The organism is Caulobacter sp. AVps18, assembly GCF_058681425.1.
Map to the genome: position 1 here is coordinate 621,323 of NZ_CM178737.1, position 21,065 is coordinate 642,387.

General features: G+C 67.2%; 23 protein-coding genes and 1 pseudogene. 10 read left to right on the forward strand and 14 right to left on the reverse strand.

The genetic code is table 11. The features are described 5' to 3' along the window. Positions 1-117 precede the first annotated feature (117 nt). Both ACW179_RS02855 and ACW179_RS02860 read right to left on the reverse strand, forming a co-directional pair. Positions 118-579, reverse strand: coding sequence for an EF-hand domain-containing protein (locus ACW179_RS02855; RefSeq protein ID WP_492062768.1), 462 nt, complete (start codon positions 577-579; stop codon positions 118-120). Between the two features lie 11 nt (positions 580-590). Next, complete coding sequence (locus tag ACW179_RS02860) at positions 591-1,376, reverse strand: DUF4198 domain-containing protein (RefSeq protein ID WP_492062770.1); 786 nt, start codon at positions 1,374-1,376, stop codon at positions 591-593. 156 nt (positions 1,377-1,532) lie between these two features. Between ACW179_RS02860 and ACW179_RS02865 the strand changes: the two genes are divergently transcribed. Next, positions 1,533-3,761, forward strand: coding sequence for a TonB-dependent hemoglobin/transferrin/lactoferrin family receptor (locus ACW179_RS02865; protein ID WP_492062772.1), 2,229 nt, complete (start codon positions 1,533-1,535; stop codon positions 3,759-3,761). A gap of 215 nt (positions 3,762-3,976) precedes the next feature. Here ACW179_RS02865 and ACW179_RS02870 read toward each other — a convergent pair whose 3' ends face one another. Beyond that, positions 3,977-4,606 (reverse strand): TetR/AcrR family transcriptional regulator, encoded by a 630-nt coding sequence (locus ACW179_RS02870; RefSeq protein WP_492062774.1) that lies wholly within the window; start codon positions 4,604-4,606, stop codon positions 3,977-3,979. A 300-nt stretch (positions 4,607-4,906) separates the two neighbouring features. Here ACW179_RS02870 and ACW179_RS02875 point away from each other — a divergent pair, with 300 nt between their 5' ends. From ACW179_RS02875 to ACW179_RS02895, 5 genes are all read left to right on the forward strand, one after another. Continuing rightward, entirely contained in the window at positions 4,907-5,731 is an 825-nt protein-coding gene (locus ACW179_RS02875) for a UDP-2,3-diacylglucosamine diphosphatase (protein WP_492062776.1), read from the forward strand. After that, positions 5,731-6,822 (forward strand): glycosyltransferase family 4 protein, encoded by a 1,092-nt coding sequence (locus ACW179_RS02880; protein ID WP_492062780.1) that lies wholly within the window; start codon positions 5,731-5,733, stop codon positions 6,820-6,822. The genes ACW179_RS02875 and ACW179_RS02880 overlap by 1 nt, the downstream gene beginning before the upstream one ends. Positions 6,823-6,908: 86 nt before the next feature. Next, positions 6,909-7,364 carry a hypothetical protein gene (locus tag ACW179_RS02885; RefSeq protein WP_492062782.1) on the forward strand — a complete coding sequence of 152 codons (456 nt, stop codon included), beginning with the start codon at positions 6,909-6,911 and terminating at the stop codon, positions 7,362-7,364. Then, positions 7,361-7,663 carry a transcriptional regulator gene (locus ACW179_RS02890; protein ID WP_492062785.1) on the forward strand — a complete coding sequence of 101 codons (303 nt, stop codon included), beginning with the start codon at positions 7,361-7,363 and terminating at the stop codon, positions 7,661-7,663. Before ACW179_RS02885 ends, ACW179_RS02890 begins: the two co-directional genes overlap by 4 nt. Before the next feature lie 5 nt (positions 7,664-7,668). After that, the gene (locus ACW179_RS02895; RefSeq protein ID WP_492062787.1) at positions 7,669-7,992 is read left to right on the forward strand and encodes a hypothetical protein; all 324 of its coding nucleotides are present in this window, start codon (positions 7,669-7,671) and stop codon (positions 7,990-7,992) included. Here ACW179_RS02895 and ACW179_RS02900 read toward each other — a convergent pair. Beyond that, positions 7,967-9,376, reverse strand: coding sequence for an FAD-binding oxidoreductase (locus tag ACW179_RS02900; RefSeq protein ID WP_492062788.1), 1,410 nt, complete (start codon positions 9,374-9,376; stop codon positions 7,967-7,969). The two genes, ACW179_RS02895 and ACW179_RS02900, sit on opposite strands and share 26 nt — an antisense overlap. A gap of 67 nt (positions 9,377-9,443) precedes the next feature. Between ACW179_RS02900 and ACW179_RS02905 the strand changes: the two genes are divergently transcribed. Next, on the forward strand, positions 9,444-9,728 hold the full coding sequence (locus ACW179_RS02905) for a type II toxin-antitoxin system VapB family antitoxin (RefSeq protein WP_492062790.1): 285 nt from the start codon (positions 9,444-9,446) through the stop codon (positions 9,726-9,728). Then, positions 9,725-10,123, forward strand: coding sequence for a type II toxin-antitoxin system VapC family toxin (locus tag ACW179_RS02910; RefSeq protein ID WP_492062792.1), 399 nt, complete (start codon positions 9,725-9,727; stop codon positions 10,121-10,123). The genes ACW179_RS02905 and ACW179_RS02910 overlap by 4 nt, the downstream gene beginning before the upstream one ends. Here ACW179_RS02910 and ACW179_RS02915 read toward each other — a convergent pair. The 4 genes from ACW179_RS02915 to ACW179_RS02930 form a co-directional block, all read right to left on the reverse strand. Next, complete coding sequence (locus ACW179_RS02915) at positions 10,109-10,432, reverse strand: 1-deoxy-D-xylulose-5-phosphate synthase (protein WP_492062794.1); 324 nt, start codon at positions 10,430-10,432, stop codon at positions 10,109-10,111. The genes ACW179_RS02910 and ACW179_RS02915 overlap by 15 nt on opposite strands. Positions 10,433-10,438: 6 nt before the next feature. Next, positions 10,439-11,416, reverse strand: a complete 978-nt coding sequence (locus ACW179_RS02920) for an L-threonylcarbamoyladenylate synthase (RefSeq protein WP_492062796.1) — start codon at positions 11,414-11,416, stop codon at positions 10,439-10,441. Beyond that, positions 11,347-12,645, reverse strand: coding sequence for a cytochrome b/b6 domain-containing protein (locus ACW179_RS02925; RefSeq protein ID WP_492062800.1), 1,299 nt, complete (start codon positions 12,643-12,645; stop codon positions 11,347-11,349). Before ACW179_RS02925 ends, ACW179_RS02920 begins: the two co-directional genes overlap by 70 nt. Positions 12,646-12,777: 132 nt before the next feature. Then, positions 12,778-13,410: a YceI family protein gene (locus tag ACW179_RS02930; protein ID WP_492062802.1), complete on the reverse strand. Its 633-nt coding sequence runs from the start codon at positions 13,408-13,410 to the stop codon at positions 12,778-12,780. A 202-nt stretch (positions 13,411-13,612) separates the two neighbouring features. On the opposite strand from ACW179_RS02930, the gene ACW179_RS02935 reads away from it, so the two are divergent. Next, entirely contained in the window at positions 13,613-15,355 is a 1,743-nt protein-coding gene (locus ACW179_RS02935; RefSeq protein WP_492062804.1) for an acyl-CoA dehydrogenase family protein, read from the forward strand. Between the two features lie 25 nt (positions 15,356-15,380). Here ACW179_RS02935 and ACW179_RS02940 read toward each other — a convergent pair whose 3' ends face one another. The 3 genes and pseudogenes from ACW179_RS02940 to ACW179_RS02950 all read right to left on the reverse strand — a co-directional run bounded on the left by ACW179_RS02940 (position 15,381) and on the right by ACW179_RS02950 (position 16,446). Further along, positions 15,381-15,665, reverse strand: a complete 285-nt coding sequence (locus tag ACW179_RS02940) for a PHD finger domain-containing protein (RefSeq protein ID WP_492062806.1) — start codon at positions 15,663-15,665, stop codon at positions 15,381-15,383. Positions 15,666-15,860: 195 nt separating this feature from the next. Next, positions 15,861-15,950, reverse strand: a pseudogene (locus ACW179_RS02945) (hypothetical protein); the annotation flags it as partial. Positions 15,951-15,963: 13 nt separating this feature from the next. Beyond that, positions 15,964-16,446, reverse strand: coding sequence for a peroxiredoxin (locus tag ACW179_RS02950; RefSeq protein ID WP_492062809.1), 483 nt, complete (start codon positions 16,444-16,446; stop codon positions 15,964-15,966). 111 nt (positions 16,447-16,557) lie between these two features. Between ACW179_RS02950 and ACW179_RS02955 the strand changes: the two genes are divergently transcribed. Further along, entirely contained in the window at positions 16,558-17,142 is a 585-nt protein-coding gene (locus ACW179_RS02955) for a YqgE/AlgH family protein (protein ID WP_492062811.1), read from the forward strand. 116 nt (positions 17,143-17,258) lie between these two features. On the opposite strand, the gene ACW179_RS02960 is transcribed toward ACW179_RS02955, so the two are convergent. The 3 genes from ACW179_RS02960 to ACW179_RS02970 all read right to left on the reverse strand — a co-directional run bounded on the left by ACW179_RS02960 (position 17,259) and on the right by ACW179_RS02970 (position 20,950). Beyond that, the gene (locus tag ACW179_RS02960; RefSeq protein ID WP_492062813.1) at positions 17,259-18,926 is read right to left on the reverse strand and encodes a putative bifunctional diguanylate cyclase/phosphodiesterase; all 1,668 of its coding nucleotides are present in this window, start codon (positions 18,924-18,926) and stop codon (positions 17,259-17,261) included. Between the two features lie 40 nt (positions 18,927-18,966). Beyond that, positions 18,967-19,548 (reverse strand): GNAT family N-acetyltransferase, encoded by a 582-nt coding sequence (locus ACW179_RS02965; RefSeq protein ID WP_492062815.1) that lies wholly within the window; start codon positions 19,546-19,548, stop codon positions 18,967-18,969. A gap of 130 nt (positions 19,549-19,678) precedes the next feature. Further along, positions 19,679-20,950 carry a M16 family metallopeptidase gene (locus tag ACW179_RS02970; RefSeq protein ID WP_492062817.1) on the reverse strand — a complete coding sequence of 424 codons (1,272 nt, stop codon included), beginning with the start codon at positions 20,948-20,950 and terminating at the stop codon, positions 19,679-19,681. Between the last annotated feature and the right edge of the window lie 115 nt (positions 20,951-21,065).

The window sequence follows — 21,065 nt, forward strand, 5'->3', positions numbered from 1 at the left end:
TTGTCAGACTTGATGAGGGATTGATCGTCAGCACCCATCGCACGGTGCGAACTTTAGCGCCCAGGAGGCGAGAGGGTCCCTGCCCTCCGCGCCTCACCAGATGATCGGGACCGAACGTCAGGTCTGCTCTTCGGTCACGGGGTCTGCGGCCGAGACCGCGCCGTCCTTGTTGCTGTCGTGGGTCACGAACATCCGCCAGCCCGAATATTCGAACTCGGCCAAGGTGATCCCGCCGCTCTTGTCGGTGTCGAGCACACCGAATCGAACCTCGGCCTGGCGCAACTGACGGACGCGCTCCTCTTCCTTTTTCTCGGCCGTCTGGGTCGAGGCGGCCAGGCGCTGGGTCAGCCGGGCGGTGAACTCGCCGACATATTCGTCATGCGACAGGGCGCCGGACGTGTCGGTGTCGATACCGGCGAACTGCTTCGCGCGGCCGGTCTTGAACTCTTCCTTGCTGACCGAGCCGTCGCCGTTGAGATCCTGCTCCTTGATGAAGGTGTCGCGGGCGTGCGAGGCGGCGAAGGCGGGCGCGGCGATGCAGAACATGGCGGCGGCGAGGAGGGTGATCTTGGTCTTCATCGGGCAGGTCCTTAGCGCAGGGATTCGAAGGTGAGGGCGTAGGTGTAGGAGTGGCCGACCGGATCGGCGGAGCTTGGCGCGACGCGGTAGCGAGCCTGGATCTGGTAGATGCCCGAGCGCTCGACCTTGATCGCGAAGCGGCCCTGGTCGTCGCTGACCACGGTGGCCGGCGGGGTCTTGGTCTCGGCGTAGCGGTCGTCGCCGGCGTGCAGGGTGACGGCCTGACCCTTCACCGGCTTGCCGTCGAACAGCACCACGAACCTGGCGTCCTGGCCGGTGAACACGCTGCTGGGATGGGTGACGGCCACGAACTCAAGGCCCCTGCCGATCGGGGACAGGGCAGCGGCGCTGGGCGCGCCCCGGGTGACATAGACGTCGGCCAGGGTCAGGCTCTGCATGTCGACAACGGTCGTTCCGGCCGGAGCCTTGCTTGGATCCTCCAGAAACTCCCACTCGCCCTTGACCAGGACCGCCTTGGCGGTGCGACCCACGCGCTGGCCGCTGGTGACGCGATAGGTGCCGGCCTGCTCGGTCGAAACCTCAACCAGGGCCAGCTCGCGCAGATTGGTCGCGGTCAGGGGTTTACGGACGCCGTCGGGTCCGATCACGGCCCAGGCGTCAGACTTCATCACCACCTCGGGGCTGAAGAAGCTCTCGGTGAAGGCGCCCTGCACCGTCACCAGCCTGCGGTCGCTGACGTCGAAGGCGCTGGGCAGCAAATAGGGCGAATGGGCCTGGGCCACGCTCGCAAGAGCCAGCCCTGCAAACAAGGCGGTTGAAAGGATCGAGCGGCGCATGGCGGTCTCCGGATCGGGGTAAAAGCGACCCCGCCTCTCTATTGATAATGATTCTGCGAATCAATCTCAAATAAGCTTGACCAAGCTCGCCAATATCCCTAGCTCGGCGGCGAAAGATGCGAATGGTTCGCATATTCTGCCGGCCCCGGGGTCTCGATGTCTCGTTCCAAACTCGCCTGTTTCGCTGCCGCTTCGGCAACCGCCGTGCTCTCCGCAAGCGCAGCCTTCGCCACCGAGGTCACGACCGACGCCACCGAGATCGACAAGGTCACGGTCACCGCCACCCGCTCGGAGAAGGCGCTGGGCGACGCGCCGGTGACGGCCAGCGTCATCTCCAGCGACGAGATCGAGGACGGGCTGGTCAAGGACATCAAGGATCTGATCCGCTTCGAGCCTGGCGTCTCGGTGCGTCGCGCTCCGGCCCGCTTCACCGCCGCTGGATCCTCGACCGGCCGCGACGGCAATGCAGGCTTCAACATTCGAGGCCTGGAAGGCAATCGGGTGCTGCTGATGGTCGACGGCGTGCGTGTGCCTGACGGCTATGCCTTCGGGGCTCAGAACATGGGGCGCGGCGACTATGTCGACCTCGACCTGCTGAAGTCGGTCGAGGTCGTGCGCGGCCCGGCTTCGGCCCTCTATGGCAGTGATGGCCTGGCCGGTTCGGTCAGCTTCTTCACCAAGGATCCGTCTGACCTGCTGAAGGGCGGGCAGGCCTTCAGCCTGAGGGCCCGCACCGCCTATGCCTCGGCCGACGAAAGCACCACCGGCAGCCTGCTGGCCGCCGGTCGGCAAGGCCGCTGGGAAGGCCTGCTGGCCTATACCCGTCGCGACGGCGAGGGCCAGGAGACAGCCGGAACCAACACTTCCGCCAATACCGATCGCACCACCGCCAATCCTGAGGACAACCACTCCAACGCCGTGCTCGCGCGAGCGGTGTTTCACTGGAACGACCAGAACCGCGTCCGCCTGACCTACGACCACCTCGACAGCGGGACAGAGTGGACTGTGCTCAGCGCCATCGCCAAGCCGCCCCTGGCCTCGACCAGCGTCGTGGGCCTGACCGCCTTCGACAAGATGAGCCGCGATCGCCTTACCCTTGATCACCGCTTCAGCGGCGGGGAGGGATTGATCCGTTCAGCGACGACCACCCTCTACTACCAGGACAGCGAGACACGGCAGGTCTCGGCCGAGGACCGCAACACCGCCGTCGATCGCACCCGCAACGCCACCTTCGACAATCGCGTATTCGGTGCGGCCCTGGAGCTCAACAGCCAGGCCACCCTGGGCGGCCTTGTCCATAAGCTGGTCTGGGGCGGCGACGCCTCGATCACCCGCCAGGAGGGGCTACGCGACGGCACGGTCCCGCCGGCCGGCGAGGTCTTCCCTGCCCGCGCCTTTCCAACCACCGACTACACCCTGGCCGGTGCCTATCTGCAGGATGAAATCGCCGTCGGCCCGGTGACCCTGTATCCGGCCGTCCGCCTCGACTATTTCAAGCTGGAACCCAAGCGCGACGCCCTCTTCACCGCCAATGTCCCGGCGAGCCAGAGTGATTCCCATCTGACGCCCAAGCTGGGCGTGGTGTGGAAGGCGACCGACCTGGTCACCCTGTTCGCCAACGCCGCCGCAGGCTTCAAGGCCCCGGCGCCCTCGCAGGTCAATAACGGCTTCGCCAACCTGGCCTCCAACTACATGTCGATCTCCAACCCCGACCTGAAGCCCGAGACCAGCCAGACCTTCGAGGCCGGGATCCGGTTGCACGGCCCGACCTGGCGGATCAGCGCCACCGGCTTCACGGGCCAGTACGACGACTTCATCGAGCAGGTTCAGGTGCGCGGTGCCTTCACCCCGACCAATCCAGCCGTCTACCAGTATGTGAACCTGTCGCGCGCCGAGATCGCCGGCGCCGAGGCCACGGTCGCCGTCACCCTGGGCAGGGGCTTCACCGCGCGGGGCGCAGCCTCCTACGCCCGTGGCCATTCGGAGAGCGCCGGCGTCCAGACGCCGCTGACGTCAATCGATCCGGTCAAGCTGACGGCGGGTCTGGCCTATCGCGATCCCAACGGCCGGTTTGGCGGTCAACTCAGCGCCGTTCACTCTGATCGCAAGTCCGCCGGGCGCGCGGGTGTCAAATGCTCGACGACCGGCACGACCGTCACCGCGTCGGACTATTGCTGGATGCCGGCGGCGTTCACCGTCTACGACGTCACCGCCTATTGGAACCTCACCGAGGCGGTCACCGTACGCGGCGGGATCTTCAACCTGACCGACGAGACCTATGCCTGGTGGAGCGACGCGCGAGGGCTGGCCGACAACTCGCCGGTCAAGGACGCCTACACCCAACCGGGCCGCAACTACGGCGTTTCGCTAGCCGTGAAGTTCTAAAGCGCGTTCCGAAAAGTGGGGACCGGTTTTCGAAATGAAACGCGCGTGAAAACGAAAGACTAGAGCGGGCGATCTGATTCCATCAGATCACCCGCCCTAGTCGACAATACCCCTTGATCGGTTCGAGGTGCGGACCGTGACTGTTGTCGGCGGTTGCGGTCTGCATTTCTAGAGCTATGCGCCGCTATGGTGGGTTGCAGCACAATTCCAATATTTCAATCCGGCCAGAGGTCCTGCACATCGCCCTTGCGGTTGAGCATGTGCGTGGCGCGCTTGATCACGGCCAGCAGGCGGTCGCGGCGGCCGTCGGCGTCGTAGGTCAGGGTCGAGCGGGCCAGGCCTTCCAGCATGAAGCGGGCCAGGTCGCGGCTGGCCTGGAAGCGGGGGCCGGCGCCGGCGTGGAGGATCTTCAGGAAATGGTCGCCGGCCTGGGCGCGGTCGAACTCGGCCTGGGCCGGGGCCAGCAGGGCCTGGATGGCCGGGTCGGTGCGGCCGGCGGCCTCCAGCTCGGCAAAGGCCAGGAAGGGGATGCTCTGCAACAGCTCAAAATAGCTGTCGATGGCGTGCTCGGTCACGTCGGCCCCGGGCGGCAGGGTGTCGGCGGCGGCGCGGAACAGGGCCGAGCGCTCGGCCTGGACATGGGCCACGGCGGCCTCGACCAGGGCCTCACGCGTCGGGAAGTGATAGAGCATGGCACCGCGGGTCAGGCCCGCCGCGTCGGCGATCACCGGATTGGCGGCAGCGTGATAACCGATCTGCGCGATCAGCTGCATGGCGCAGTCGAGAATCCGCGCCCGGGTCTTCAGGGATTTGGGCGTGTCTTTGGCGAGGCGGGCGGCGTCCATGACTCTGATCTAGTGCGCCCCATGTTGCGTCGCAACAGCAGTTCGCCCCGCGAGCAGGCCCGGCGGGCGCTCGCAGGGTGTGTCGGCCAGCCGACATGCCCGATCACCGGGCACCCTGCGCGCTTTTGCGGCTGACCCTTGGGGAACCCTGAAGGGGCGGCTTGCCGGGTGAGGCGAGGGGCGGTCTGAAGGGCCCGGTTTCATCAAAGCGACACGCAATCAGCCTAATCCCCCGTGCATTCGCTTCAGGTCGCGACCAATCCGGGGGCGGATCGATCAGGCGAACAACCGGGGGCCCGTATGAGCGCCGAAATCGCCGTCCGCCACTATCGCAGCATCTTCATCAGCGACCTGCACCTGGGCACACGCGGTTGCCAGGCCGAGCTGCTGCTGGACTTCATCCGCCATGTGGAATGCGAGCGGCTGTATCTGGTGGGCGACATCATCGACGGCTGGAAGCTGCGCAGTGGCTGGTACTGGCCCCAGAGCCACAATGACGTGGTGCAGAAGATCCTGCGCCTGGCCCGCAAGGGCACCGAGGTGATCTATGTGCCCGGCAACCACGACGACCGCATCCGCGATTTCTGCGGCGTGCATTTCGGCGGGGTGGTTGTGGCCCGCGACGTGATCCACGAGGCCGCCGACGGCAAGCGCTATCTGGTCGTGCACGGCGACGAATTTGACGGCGTAGTGCAACAGGCCAGGTGGCTCGCCTTCCTGGGCGATTGGTCCTATAGAACCATCCTGATGCTGAACACCTTGCTCAACCGGGCGCGCCGGCGCATGGGGTTTGGCTACTGGAGTCTGTCGGCCTATCTGAAGGTCAAGGTGAAGAACGCATTGCATTTCATCGAAGACTTCGAGTCTGCGGTCGCCGACGAAGCCCGCCGGCGCGGCGTTGACGGCGTGATCTGCGGCCATATCCACAAGGCGGAAATGCGCGATATCGACGGAATCACCTATGTGAACGACGGGGACTGGGTGGAAAGCTGCACCGCCCTGGTCGAACATAACGACGGCCGCCTCGAAATTCTGGAGTGGGCCAAGACCCGCTCGTGGTCCGTGATCGACCGCGCGATCGCCGCGCCCCGTGAACAGCCCCTGCCGGAGCCTGCCGCCGCCTGATGCGGATACTTCTCGCCACAGACGCCTGGGAACCTCAAGTCAACGGCGTGGTTCGCACCCTCACCCGGGTGGTCGACGAACTGCGCGCCATGGGCCACGAGGTCGATGTCGTCAGCCCTGACCAGTTCCCGACCTTCCCCCTGCCGACCTATCCCGAGATCAAGCTCGCGATCGGGGCCTATGAGCCGGTGCAGGACCGCTTCAAGTCGTTCGAGCCCGAGGCGATCCATATCGCCACCGAGGGGCCGATCGGCCTGGCCGCGCGCCGCATCTGCCTGGAGTGGAAGCTGCCGTTCACGACCAGCTATCACACCAAGTTCCCCGAATATGTCTCGGCCCGCCTGCCTTTGCCGCTGGCCGCCGGCTACACCTATATGCGCTGGTTCCACAAGCCGTCGGGCCGGCTGATGGTGGCCACGCCGACCATGCGCGACGAGCTGACCAAGCACGGGTTCCGCAACCTGTCGCCCTGGTCGCGCGGCGTCGACACCGACATCTTCAAGCCCCGCGCCGAGGGCGAGCCCGACCTGTTCGAGGGCCTGGCCCGGCCGATCTTCCTCAATGTCGGCCGCGTGGCCGTCGAGAAGAACATCGAGGCCTTCGCGTGCCTCGATCTGCCCGGCACCAAGGTGGTGATCGGCGACGGCCCCCAGCTTGAAGAGCTGGCCGAGAAATATCCCGAGGTGAAGTTCCTGGGTGCCAAGTTCGGCAACGAACTGGGCCGCTATTTCGGCTGCGCCGACGTGTTCTGCTTCCCGTCCCTGACCGACACCTTCGGCCTGGTGATCCTGGAGGCCATGGCCGCCGGCGTGCCGGTGGCGGCCTTTTCGGCCCCCGGCCCCATCGACATCATCCCCGGCTCCAACGCCGGGGCGCTGGCGCCGGGCCAGACCGACGGCCTGCGCGAGGCGTGCCTGGAGTGCCTGGATCTCGACAAGGCCGTGGTGCGCAAGTTCGCCGAGGGCTTCTCCTGGCGGGCCTGCGCCGAGGAGTTCTTCCGCAACCTGCAGCCCTATCCCGAGCCGGAAAAGACGAGGTTCTGGCGGCGGCTGCGGCGGCTGGCAAGGCTGCGCGGACGGACGGCAGCCTGACCTGACTTTCCATTCTGGAAACTTGTCACTTGACGATATGGAAAGCCATCCTCTAACTTTCCAATATGGAAAGTGAGAGACCCCACATGAACAAGTTCGACCCCGAAGCCGTCCGCATGCTGGCCGAGGTGGAGGCCGCCAAGGCCGAACTGGCGCGGCGCGCCGTGGCGCCGCTCTGGTACCACCCGGCGCTTGGACTGCTGATCGGCGGCCTGGTGGCCGTGCAGGGCGCGCAACTGACCTTCATCGGCGCCTACTACGCCGCCTTCAGCATCGGCCTGGTCCTGCTGGTCGCGGCCTACAAGAAGCATACCGGCCTGTGGGTCAGCGGCTATCGGCCGGGACGCACCCGCGTGGTCGCCTTCGGGCTGGCGGCGACGGTCACGCTGATCGTGCTGGGCTCGCTCTGGCTGCAGCGGACTGCCGGCGTAGCCTGGATCATGCCGCTCGCAGGCGGGATCGTCGCGGTGATCACCACCATCGGCGGCTTTGTCTGGGAGGCGGCCTTCCGCCGCGACCTGCGCGAGGGCGGCGAGCTGTGAGCGCATCCCTCGACCCTGTGATACACGCCCCCAGCCGCCTGAAGATGTGCTGCATGCTGGCGGGCGTCGACACCATAGACTTCCCCACGATCCGCGAGGCCCTCGACGTGAGCGAGTCGGTGCTGAGCAAACACATCAAGCTGCTGGATGAGGCCGGCTACCTGAAGGTGCGCAAGACGCCCAGCGAGGGGCGGGTCCGCACCTGGCTGGCCCTGACGGCGACGGGCCGCAAGGCGCTGAAGGGGCATCTGGCGGCGCTCAAGGCGATGATGGCGAGCGCAGACGGACTGGAAGGCTGAACCCCATGACCCCACAACTTCTTGGCCACATCGCCGCTGTCGCCTGGCCGATCCCGATGGTCGCCGCGCTGCTTCTGGTGGCCTCGACACGGGCGCTGCGGTTTCGCGTCCTGTGGTGCCTGGTTAGCCTGATCGGCGTCGGCGCGTTCTGGATGGAGATCAGCACGGGACGCTGGGGCTTCATCCCGCTGGCGATCAACCTGCTCGGGCCGGGCCACACCCCCGGCTTTCACAAGGCGGTCCTGCCGCTGGGCGCCGTGATCGCCGCTGTGGCGGCGCTGCGGGCCAGAAAGGCCAGACCCGCTAAAACAAAACGCGCGGGTTCATGATCCGCCGCGGGTCGAGGGCGTGGCGGATGGCGCGCAGGGCGGCGACCTCGACAGGGTCCTTGTAGCCCAGGGCCTCGGCGGTCTTCATCGCGCCAAGGCCGTGCTCGGCGCTGATCGAGCCGTGCATGTCGGCGGTAATGTCGTGGACGATCTTCGCCCCCGCCTCGCGCAGGGCCTCATGGGCGTCCTCGTCGCCGCCCACGGGCCGGAGCACGTCATAATGCACATTGCCGTCGCCCACATGGCCGAAGGCGACGATGCGGGTGCCGGGATAGGCTTTGGCGATGGCCGCATTGGCCCGTTCGATGAAGACCGGGATCTTGGAGACCGGCACGCTGACATCGTGCTTCCAGGCCGCGCCCTCGGGCTTCTGGCCGGCCGAGTGGCCCTCGCGGATATGCCAGAAGGCCTTGATCTGGGTGTCGGTCTGGGCGACGGCCGCGTCGCTGATCAGGCCACGCTCCAGCGCCCCGGCCAGTAACCGCTCCAGCGCCGCCTCGGCCGCGCCGGGCTCGCCGCTGGCGATCTCGATCAGCACATACCAGGGATGGATCGACGACAACGGATCGCGCAGGCCCGGGACATTGCGCACCGTCAGCTCAAAGCCCAGCCGGCCCATCAGTTCGAAGGCCTCAACCGCCCCGCCCGTCTCGTCCTTGGCGCGGGCCAGCAGCTGGATGGCGTCTTCGGGCGAGCCCAGACCGACAATGGCCACGGCGCGCGAGGCCAGCAGCGGGTGCAGTTTCAGGCTGGCGGCCGTGACCACGCCCAGCGTGCCCTCGGCCCCGATCAGCAGTTGCTTGAGGTCGTAGCCGGTATTGTCCTTGCGCAGGCGTTTCAGGCCATTCCAGATCTCGCCATTGGGCAGGACGGCCTCGATGCCCAGCACCTGCTCGCGCATCATGCCATAGCGCAGCACCGCCGTGCCGCCGGCATTGGTCGAGATCAGCCCGCCGATGGTGCAGGAGCCTTCCGAGGCCACGCCCACCGTAAACCGCCGCCCGACCTTGGCCGCCTCCTCATGGGCCTGGGACAGGGTGACGCCGGCCTCCAGCACCATGGCGTCGTCCAGGCCGTCGACATCGCGCACGGTGCGCAGCTTTTCGGTGGACAGCAGGATCTCGCCCTGCGGGATCTGGCCCGCCACAAGCCCGGTATTGCCGCCCTGCGGGGTGATCGCCACGCCGTCGGCGGCGCAGATGCCGACCACGGCGGCGACCTCTTTGGTCGTGCGCGGCAGCACCAGCAACGGCGTCTGGCCCCGCCAGCGACCGCGCCACTCCACCAGCTTGGGTTCGAGGCGCGCGGGGTCCTGGCTCCATCCGCCCTCGCCGAGCACGGCTTTCAGGCGGGAAACGACGTCTGCGGGAACGGGCTTGGTCATGGGGGCGGAGGATACGCTTTTGCGAGGCCCCCTGTCAGTATATACTGCGATCTATACGGAGACCGACATGGGCATCCTGATCAAGAATCCCGAAGCCGAACGGGTCGTGCGCGAACTGGCACAGCTGACCGGCGAGAGCCTGACCACAGCCGTTGAGATCGCGGTGCGGGAACGGCTGGCGGCGAAGCGCGGCGAGGAGCGCCCGCATAAGCCTCGTAGCGTCGCGGAGATGAAAGCCATCACCCGGAAATACCTGACCCCCGCCGCCCGCGCCGGACAGCTGCCGCCGATCACAAAGGCGGACTTTGACGCGCTTTGGGAAATCCCCGGCGTCACTGATATCGATTCGTGAAAACGATCATCGTCGACACCTCCGCCCTGGTCGCCATCGCTCTTGAGGAACCCGAGTGCGACACATTCATCGACGCTCTGGAAGCAGGGGGTGAGCTGCTCATCTCGCCGATCAACTATGTCGAGCTCGGCACGGTGCTCGTCGGACGCGACCACTTCCCGTCTCGAGATGTGCTGGACGAGTGGCTGGGCGTTTATCGGATTGAGACGGCCCGAGATCAGGCCATCGACGCCACAGCGCTCGAAGCCTATCTGCTCTATGGCAAAGGTCGGCATCCAGCCCGCCTGAACCTTGGCGACTGCTTCGCCTACGCCCTGGCGAAAACGCTTGATGCGCCCCTGCTCTATAAGGGCAACGACTTTCCGTTGACCGACGTCCGCTCAGCCCTGGGCTAGGTCCGGATCGGGCACGCCACGGATCACGCGCCAATATTCCTCGCGCACGTCCTCATCGATCACCGCCGGATCGCCCGCGCCCTTGTAGAGCCGGTCACCGCCGTCCTTGCGGGCCTTGGCGATCCAGAAGGGCTGGCCGGTTTCCAGGTCGCGGAAATTGGCCTTCAGACCCGAATTGCGCAGGGCCTCGAACGCGCGGCCGGCATAGTAGAGGGTCTCGCCGGTCTTCGACGACCCCACCCTTCCGATGCGGGCCGGGCCGTTCAGGCCCTTGGACTTGTCCTCGAGGTACATGATCTTGAATTTCATCGGCCTCTATCCCACGAACCCGGCCGCGCGTCTCAGCCGGTCATTGATCGCCTCGCCCAGGCCTTCCTGGGGAATGGCCGCTACGGCGATACCGACGGGTTTGGTCCGATCGGCGGCGCGCAGGAACGAAAAGAGATTGGCGGCAGCTTCGCTCAGAGACCCGGCAGGGCTGAGATTGAACACGCCCTCCCCTTCCGGCCACGGCCCAAAGGCCAGAAACGCCTCGCCGTTGAGGGGCGCGGCGGCATCGATGCGCACCGGCGCGTCGGGGGCATAGTGCAGGGCCAGGCGGCCGGGCGAGCGCTTGGCGTCGTCCTGAGCTTCCGCCAGCGGGCCGACCACGGCCTCCAGCTGGGCGCGGGTGACGGCGCCGGGCCGCAGCAGGCGGGGCGGGCCGTCGAGCACGGCCACCACGGTGGATTCCAGCCCCACCGCGCACGGCCCGCCGTCCAGCGTCGCGGCGCAGCGGTCGCCGGTCTCGCCCATGGCGTCGTTATAGGTGGTCGGACTGGGCCGGCCCGAGCGGTTGGCCGAGGGTGCCACCACCGGCCCGCCGAACGCCGCCAGCACGGCGTGGGCCAGCGGATGGCCCGGCACGCGGATGGCCACGGTGTCGAGTCCCGCACGGGCCAGGTCGCAGACGGCGGCCGCGTCGCGGATCGGGGCTACCAGGGTCAGAGGACCGGGCCAGAACGCCTTGGCCAGGGCCAGGGCGCGCGCGTCCAGCACGGCGATGCGGGCGGCCGCCTCGACGTCGGCCACATGGGCGATCAGCGGATTGAAGCGCGGCCGGCCCTTGGCCTCGAAGATCGCCGCGACCGCCGCTGCGTTGGAGGCGTCGGCACCGAGGCCATAGACGGTCTCGGTCGGCAGCAGCACCAGCCCGCCGGACGCCAGGGCCCGGGCGGCCTCGTCTATTTCGTCCTGGCGGTCAGGGCGAAGCTGACCTTCACCTTGGCCGCGATCTGATCCGTACTCGCCCATTCGCCCTGTCCAACCCCGAACACGGTCCGGTCCAGGGTGGTTACACCGCGCGCCGTGGCCGTGTCGCCGTCGATCTTGAGGCTGAACGGCAGGCTGAGCGGCTTCTTGACCCCGCGCAGGTCCAGGGTCCCGTCGGCGATGTAGCGGCCCTCGCCGGTCTTGCGGAACTTGCTGGCGCTGAACACGGCCTTGGGATAGGCGGCGGTGGCGAAGAAATCATCGCCCGGCAGGCTGGCGTCGCGCTGGTCATCGCCCGTCTTGGCCGAGGTCATGTCGATGGAAACGGTCAGTTTCGAGCGGTCCAGAGCCTCTGGCGAGAACAGGATGTCGGCGGTCCAGCGGCTGAAGCTGCCCTCCAGAGCCTCGCCCCCCCAGCTGGCCGTGAAGCCCAGGGTCGAACCCTTGCTCACCGACCAGACGACGGGGTCTTTGAGCGCGCTATCGGCAACAGGTGCCGCCTCGGCAGGCGCCGGGACGTTGGCGGGCATGGCCGCAGCGGCGACAGGTGCAACGGCGACGGGCGCAACCTCGGGCGGCGCAGGGTCCTCGGCCACAGCCGGTGCGGCCTTGGGCTTGGCGGCCGGCATATAGAGATAGCCGGCGGCGACCACAGCCACGAAGCCGGCGGCGGCCAGCCAGGCGCGAGGCTCCTTCAGGCCCGGCTTGGCACCCGGGGCCATGTTTCCAAACACGCCGTCCTTGTCGAGCACCTGATGCTTGGCCACCGCGCCCAAGTGCAGCAGCAGCAGCAGATAGGTGAACTTGACCAGCACCTCGTGACCGATCTCGCCGATCTGGTGCCAGACATGTTTGGCCCCGGCCGCCAGCTCAGGCAGCACGGGCAGATGCGGCCACGGGATCGCCCCGTAAAGCAGGGTCGGGATGCTGGTTGTGCTGGTCGAGACCAGGATCCAGCCCGTCAGCGGCAGGCCGATCATGATGACATAGAAGCCCCAGTGGACCAGATGCGAAGCGGTCTTTTCCCACTTCGGCTGCCCCTCGGGGGCGGGGGGCGGCGGGTTGAACAGCCGCCAGGCCAGCCGTGCCACACTGAGCAGCAGGATGGTGATACCGATGGACTTGTGCAGCTGGTAGAGCGCGAAGGTGGTCGCGCCCTTGGGGCCGTCGCCCGCCCGCCAGCCCAGAATGATCTGGAAGATGATGGCCGCAGCAATCAGCCAGTGAATGACGATCGCTACCGTGGTGTAGCGGGTCCGCGACGCAGCCATGCGGGTCTCCAGACGTCGTGTGATCGAAACGAGGCGGCCGCCGCACGGACGACCGCCTCGCCTTCAGCTTAGGATGGAATGGCCCGGCTTGCAGCCCGAACCGTCACCGGCCCGGCCCGCAGCCCTGCAGTCCTACTTCTTGTCGAACTCGACTTCGATGTTCAGCGTCACGTCGTCGCCGACCAGCGGGACGTACTTGGCGACGCCGAATTCCGAACGCTTGATGGTGGTCGAGGCCGAGAAGCCGGTCTTGACGCTGCCCGGCGCAAAGCCCGAACCCACGCCATTGAAGGTGACATCCAGCACGACTGGCTTGGTCACGCCGTGGAAGGTCAGGTCGCCCGTCACCTTGCCCTTGCGGCCGTCACCGACATCAACCTTGGTCGAGACAAAGGTGATGGTCGGAAACTTGTTGGCTTCAAGCCAGCCGTCGCCGGCCAGTTCCTTGTTGAACTTCAGACCGAAGGCGTCGGCGCCGGTGGACGTGTCGACCGAGGCCGGGTCAACCGTGACCGTGATCTTGGCCGCTTCCGGCGTCTTGGGGTCATAGGTGAAGCTGGCGTCCAGCTTGGTGAAGCGCAGGGTGTAGCCCGAGAAGCCCATATGGCTGAGCTTGGCGGTCAGCGAAGCATGGGTCTTGTCGAGCATATAGTTGCCGGCCGGCAGGTCGGCGGGCTTGGTCGAATTGACACCCGGCGCAGCCAGGGCGGCGGGCGCCGAAAGGAGCGCGGCAGCGAGTGCGGCATAGGCGAAGGGACGGGCCATCAGAAGAAGTCTCCAAACTGTCATAGCAGCGGTTACGGTTTCAACGACTTAGGGCGTCTTCGGTTCAGATAAAGAGGCGCGCGATCACGAAAGCGTGAGACGCAGCCCCTCTCGCCCTCTTCGCCGCCGGTCCGGGGGGCGGCTTGGCGGACGGGGCGACCGCGCCTACAGAGGGGACCGGTACCCTGGAGTTTCGTCGGTCATGACCTTCCGCGCCCCCGTCCGCGACATTGCCTTCTCGCTGCGCCACGCCGCCGGCTTTGACCGCCTGGCAACGGCCTTCCCCGAGGCGGACGCCGATACCGTGGACGCCGTTCTGGAGGCGGCCGGCCAGCTCGCAGCCGACGTGCTGGCCCCGCTGAACCGTCAGGGCGATCTGGTCGGGGCGCGACTGGAAAACGGCGTGGTCCGCTCTGCGCCGGGTTTTGCCGATGCCTATCGCCAGTTTGCGCAAGGCGGCTGGACCGGGCTGGCGGCTGCGACCGAGCATGGCGGTCAGGGCCTGCCCAAGACCCTGGAAGTCGCAACATTCGAGATGGTGCACGCCGCCAACATGGCCTTCGGCCTGTGCCCCATGCTCAGCCTGGGGGCCATCGAGGCCCTGGCCCAGCACGGCACAGACCGCCAGAAGGCCCTCTATCTGCCGCGTCTCGTCTCCGGCGAATGGACCGGAACCATGAATCTGACCGAGCCGCAGTCTGGCTCGGACCTGGCCTCGATCACCACCCTGGCGACGCCGGACGGCGACGGCGGCTGGGCGATCACCGGCCAGAAGATCTACATCACCTGGGGCGATCACGATGTGGCCGACAACATCGTCCACCTGGTGCTGGCCCGCACGCCTGATGCCCCTCCCGGGGTGAAAGGCATCTCGCTGTTCCTGGCCCCCAAGATCCTGGTCGACGAAAACGGCGGTCCAGGTGAGGCCAACGCCCTGCGGGTCGGGGGGCTGGAGCACAAGCTGGGCATCCATGGCTCGCCCACCTGCGTGATGCTGTTCGAGGGCGCAAAGGCCGAACTGGTCGGCGAACTGGGCAAGGGCCTGGCCCACATGTTCACGATGATGAACGCCGCGCGCCTGCAGGTCGGCACCCAGGGCGTGGCCATTGCCGAGCGGGCCTATCAGCAGGCCCTGGCCTTTTCGCTGGAACGCCGCCAGGGCCGCTCGGCCTGGACCGGCGAGGCGTCTGCTCCGCTGTTCGACCATCCCGACATCCGCCGCACCCTTATGCTGATGAAGGCGAGGATCGAGGCCGCACGCGGCATCTGCCTGTCCACCGCGGTCGCTGCCGATCTGGCCGGCCACGGCGCGACCGAAGAGATCCGGGTCGCGGCCAGGCTGCGCGAGGAACTGCTGACCCCCATCGCCAAGGCCTGGTCCACCGACATCGGCGTGGCCGTCGCCTCGGACGGCCTGCAGATCCACGGCGGCATGGGCTTCATCGAAGAGACCGGCGCGGCCCAGCACTATCGCGACGCCCGCATCGCCCCGATCTATGAGGGGACCAACGGCATCCAGGCCATCGACCTGGTCGGCCGCAAGCTGATGCTGGGCGAAGGTCAGGCGATCGGCGACCTGATGGACGACATGCGCGACACAGTGGACCTGCTAAAGACGGCCGGCGGCGACCTGACCGGTTTCGCCCTGCGCCTCGACGCGGCCCTGGACGCGGCCAGCGCCGCCACCGCTTGGCTAATCGAGCGGCGGGCCCGCGCTATGCCCGACGCCCTATCGGGGGCCACGGCCTATCTGAAGCTGCTGGGCGACACGGTCGGCGCGTGGATGCTGGCCAAGGGCGCCCTGGCCGAGCCCCATGGCCTTCGGCTGGCGCTGGCGCGGGTCTATGCCGAGAACGTGCTGGCCACTGTGCCCGGACAGGTCGCGGCGGTGACGGCGGGCGGGGCGGATCTGGAGAGCGTTACTGCGGAGATGCTGGGGGCCTGATACGTCCCCAATGGAAGACAACGGCCTAAAGGTTGAGCTCGAAATCGGTCACCCAGCGATATGCACGGGCTTCAACTCGACCTGGTTTGAAAGTCATGAATTTCACCTGCTTCGCGACATTGCCTATGGCATCATTCCAGCCCCGTTGGGCCATTTCTGTCGCGTGAGCTTTACCCTCCTGAATGATCAGGTCCTGGGCATCTTGCTGGCCACATTTAGGACAGCGCCATACGCCTTCGCCAAGCTCTGGAGCTGGAATAGGCTGCTTCTTGCAAGAGGAGCAAAAGATCATAGCGGTTTGCTCGGTCATTCTCGATCCTGTCTCCGCCGACCAATCCGACGGTTGCGTAGAAAGCTTGAGCGGGTTGAGCGTTAACTTAGGCTCTCTACCATGAACTGATTCTTGGTTTGTTCCATGGGCGGCAAATGACCTGAGCGGGCGCGCAAAGAAAAGGCGGTGGATTGCTCCACCGCCTTTCATTTTGCTTGTCATCCCGGGCGGCGTAGCCGACCCGGGACCCAGGGGCCGGCGCATCGCGGTTGCCCCTGGGTCCCGGCTCTCCGCTTCGCTGCGGCCGGGATGACAAGGCTTTTTGGATCTTTGAACCCTACAGCTGTTCCAGCATGTAGTCCGCCGACGAAACCTTGAATTCCCCGCCTTCTTCGACGTTCAGGGTCTCGACGACGCCGTCCTTGGCGATCAGCGAGTAGCGCTGCGAGCGCAGGCCCATGCCGAACTTGCTGCCGTCGAATTCCAGGCCCAGGGCCTTGGTGAACTCGCCATTGCCGTCAGCCAGCAGCAGCACTTCGCCGTCGATGCCCTGGTCCTTGCCCCAGGCCTTCATGACGAACAGGTCGTTGACCGAGACGCAGGCGATGGTGTCGACGCCCTTGGCCTTGAACTCGGCGGCGTGCTCCTTGAAGCCCGGCAGGTGCTTGGCCGAGCAGGTGGGGGTGAAGGCGCCGGGCACGGCGAACAGGGCGACGGTCTTGCCCTTGAACAGCGCGTCGGTGGTCATCGGCGCAGGGCCTTCGGCTGTGCTGGTCATGAAAGTGGCCGCGGGAAGCGTATCGCCAACCTTGATCGTCATGGGCTTGGTCCTGTTCGTTGAGAGTGCGCAAATCGAATATAGCTCCGGGGACAACGCGCCAACCCCAAGGTTCGACTTGAAACCGTCGCGTTCTGTCACGATCCTGCGGTCATGGACCGCGTGACTCATGAAGAGCCTGATTTCCTGGCCGGGCGGCTGCTGGTCGCCATGCCCGGTATCGAGGACGAGCGCTTCGAGCGGGCGGTCCTCTATCTGTGCGCCCACGACGCCGAGCAGGCGATGGGCATCACCGTCAACCGCCCTGTCGAGGGCCTGACCGTGTTCGAACTGCTCGACAAGCTGGGCGTGCGTTCCGAGATCAAGACCCTGGACGACCTTGTCCTGCTGGGCGGGCCGGTGGAGCTGGAGCGGGGCTTTGTGCTTCACACCGACGACTTCAACTCGCCTGATTCGACCATCCACCTGACCGACGGCCTGGGCCTGACGGCGACCCGCGACGTGCTGGACGCCATCGGCAGCCGCATCCGCCGCCCCCGCCGCTCGATCCTGGCCCTCGGCTATGCCGGCTGGGGTCCTGGCCAGCTGGAGCAGGAGGTGCGCGACAACATCTGGCTGATCTGCGAGGCCGACGAAGGCCTGCTATTCGACGACGACCACGCGCAAAAGTGGACCCGGGCCCTGGCCAAGCTGGGGGTTTCGGCCGATCACCTGTCAAGCCAGGCCGGGCGGGCTTGAAATCCTCTCCCTGAAGGGAGAGGTGTCGGCGAAGCCGACGGAGAGGGTCGTTTGCAAAGGCGGGATGACCTCCCCCTCCGGTCGCTACGCGACCACCTCCCCCTTCAGGGGGAGGATCACCCCCGCGCCTTCACCGGCGCGGCGCCGTCCACATAGGCTTCGTTGAGATAGACCTCGGCCTCCTGCGGCGACAGGGCCGGCGCATAGCCGAAGCCCTGGCCGTAGTCGCAGCCCAGGGCCTGCAGGGCGTGGGCCATCTCGGCGTTCTCGACGCCTTCGGCGACGACCTCGAGATCGAGGTCCTGGCCCAGCTTGACCACCGAGCGGACGATCTTGGACGAGCCTTCGTTGGCCCCCATGGTGCGCACGAAGTAGCGGTCGATCTTCAGGGTGTCGAAGGGCAGGCGCGTCAGATATTGCAGGGACGAGAAGCCGGTTCCGAAATCATCCAGCGCCAGACCCGCACCGGCGTCGCGCAGGGTTTGCAGGATCACTGCCGCGCGCTCTGGGTCGCGCATGATGTCGTTTTCGGTGACTTCCAGCTTCAGGGCGCCACGCGGCAGTTTGTTGACCCGCAGCACCTCGGCCACGTCATCGACCAGGCCCGGACGGTCGATCTCGCCGGTCGACAGGTTGACGCTGACGGTCAGGGCACCGACGGCCGGATGGCTGTGGCGCCAGGCGGCCAGCTGAGCGCCGGCGGTGCGCATCATGTGCTCGCCCAGCTCGCTCATCAGGCCCATTTCGTCGATCAGCGGCAGGAACTCGTCGGGCGGCAGCATGCCCCGGCGCGGGTGCAGCCAGCGGGCCAGGGCCTCGAAGCCCGACAGGGCGCCGGTCGACAGGCGTACGACCGGCTGGAAATAAGGCGTGATCTCGCCGCGGGCGATGGCGCCGCGCAGATCGGCTTCCAGCGCCAGCCGCGACAGGCCGTCGGTCTCCATCGCGCGGCCATAGGCCGCCGCGCCGCCGCGCCCTGCGGCAGACGCAGCCTCGACGGCCAGCTCGGCGCGGCGCAACAGTTCGATGGCCTCAGGCGCATCCTCGCCGCCCTGGGTGGACGCCGCCCCGATCGACAGGGTGGGATGGATGTCGAAGCCGGCCACCCGCAGGGGCTGCTCCAGCGCTGCGCGCAGTATCTCGGCCGGCGCAAAGCCCTTGGGCTCGCACAGCACGGCGAATTCGTCCTCGCCGATCCGGCCCATGATCGAGCCCGCCGGGAAGGCGGCCGCCAGCCGCGAGCCCAGGGCGGCCAGCACCAGGTCGGCGCGCTCGTGGCCCAGGGCCTCGTTGAGGCGGCGCAGGCGATCAACGTCGGCGACGACCAGTTCATGGACGCCGTCCTGGCCCAGGCGCGTTCGGGCCTGGGCGATAAAGCTCTTGCGGTCCAGCAGGCCGGTCAGGTCGCAGCGGCCCGACGCCGTGAACTTGACCTCGGGGGCCACCACGCCGGCGGCGCGCACGCCCTCTTCCAGCCAGACGCCGCGCCAGATACAGGTTTCGGAGTCGCGCATGCGCAGACGCGCCACCACCTCGGAGCCCGGCTCGCGCAGGCGCAGCACCTCTTCGGCCTGCGCCCGGTCCTGAGGCAGGGCCAGGGCCCGGAAGGCGGCCGACGAGCATTCGGGAGCAAGGGGACCAAGGCCGAGCGTTCGGGCCGCGCCATTGACGCGCAGGCGATCAGCTTCGGGCTCCCAGATCCACAGGGCCACGTCAGCGCCCCCCAGCGCCTCCAGGGTCGCTGTGGTGTCCCATATCCTACGGTCCGTAGCCCGAAACGACATAATCAATCCTACGCCGCAGTGGCGTCTTGCGCCGGCTTGTTCACGAGAGGCGCGAAACAAGTCCGAACAGACGATGATCTCGCCACTCGCCGTTAATTTTCAAATAAGCGCGAGCATAACCTTCTTCCAAAAACCCGCTTTTCAGCAACAGCGAAGCCGAGGCCGTGTTCTCGGGCATGCAGGCGGCTTCAAGGCGGTGCAGGCCCAGGCCTTCGAAGGCGAACCGGACCACAGTGGCGACGGCGTCGCTCATATGGCCCTGGCGCGCGTGGCTCTGGCCTACCCAGTAGCCGATGGTGCCGGTCTGGGCCACGCCCCGGCGCACATGGAACAGACGCACCGCGCCGATCAGGGCGTCATCGGATTTTCTGAACACGAAGAAGGGCCAGGCCTCGCCGATCTCCAGTTCCCGGGCATAGGCGCCCAGCCGCGCGCGGAAGGCGGGACGGCCCAGGTCGCCCTCGGGCCAGGTCGGTTCCCAGCGCTCCAGGAAGCTGCGAGAGGTGCGACGAAGCTCGGCCCAGGCCCGATAGTCGGCCAGGCGCGGGGGACGCAGATAGACGCCGCGGCCTTGCAGTTTCAGACCAGGACGGGGGCGGAAGATCGGAAAAAAGGTCGACACAAGCATCCCCGGTCGCGACGCTTTGTCGCGACGTTCGAGCATAACAATCGGCAGGCCACGCCGGTTTCAAACCCCGCCGCGAGCCAAACGGATCACAAGGCTTTCTGTCTAGCAGACCGATGCGAGATCGTCAGTGTGCGCCGAACAGCGCCTTTTCAAACGCCGGACCGGCCTTCAGCGCCCCCTTGGCCCCCAGCACCGCCGTGGCGCACTGCTTGCCGTCCAGCATCCGCTGGCCCAGCCGCACGATGTCGGCGGGCGTCACCGCATCCACCTCGAAGGCCAGCTCGGGCGTGGGATACAGGCGGTCGAACAGCAACACCTGGCCGGCGGCCTGTTCGGCCCGCGACAGCGGCTGCTCGCGGGCCATGAACATGTGGGCCTTCAGCTGGGCCTTGGCGCGCGCCAGCTCGCCCGGCTCGATCTGCCGGGCCAGGGCAAGCAACTGCTCGGCGCAGACCTTGGCCGTCTCGACGGCGTCCTTGGCCGCGCAGCCGGCATAGATGCCCAGCGCGCCGTGGTTGGCATAGGTGTCGGAATAGGCGTCGATATTATAGGCCAGCCCCCGCTTCTCGCGGGCTTCCTGGAACAGGCGCGACGACATCCCGCCCCCCAGACATTCGGCAAAGATGCGCAGGGCGAAATAGTCCTGCTCGCGCGAACCGCAGGCCGGCAGCATGAACACCAGGTGCGACTGCTCCAGCTTGCGCACCTCGCCCTCGTGGCCACCGACGAAGGGCGCGCCGGCCGGTTCGGACGGCCCGGGAACGGCGGGCATGTCGCCAAAGGCCGCGCGGGCGGCGTCCAGCAGTTGCGCCTCGCTCACGGCGCCGGTGGCGCTGACCAGCAGGCGGTCGGGGGCATAGACCGCGCCCCGCCAGTCGGACAGGGCCGCCGTGGTCGCGGCATTGACGCTGTCGGCCGAGCCCAGAATCGGGCGGGCCACCGAATGGTCGCCCCAGGCGGCCTTCTGGATCAGGTCGAAGACATAGTCGTCGGGCGCGTCGGCCGCCTCGGCGATCTCCTGCAGCACCACCTGCTTCTCGCGGGTCAGGTCGGCCTCGTCCAGGGTGGGGCGCAGCAGCAGGTCGGCGATGACCTCCATGCCCAGCTCCAGCCCGCCCTTGAGGGCCCGGACCTGGAAACTGGTCCGCTCATAGCCCGTGGCAGCGTTGATCGAGCCACCCTGGCCTTCGATCACCTCGACGATATCGCGCGAGGAGCGCGCGCCGGCCCCCTTGAAAACCATGTGCTCCAGCAGGTGCGACCAGCCTGACCGGGCCGGATCCTCATAGGCCGCGCCACGCCCGGCGACGACGCTTAGCGCCAGGGTCTCGAGCCCCGGCATCGGATCGCAGACGACCCGGACGCCGTTGGGGAGGGTGTGGAGGGTGGCGGTCATCAGCGATCCTCCCCCTGAAGGGGGAGGCGACCGAAGGTCGGTGGGGGTAGTCGGCAATGAGTCGTCAGACCTTCCCCCTCCGTCGGCTTCGCCGACACCTCCCCCTTCAGGGGGA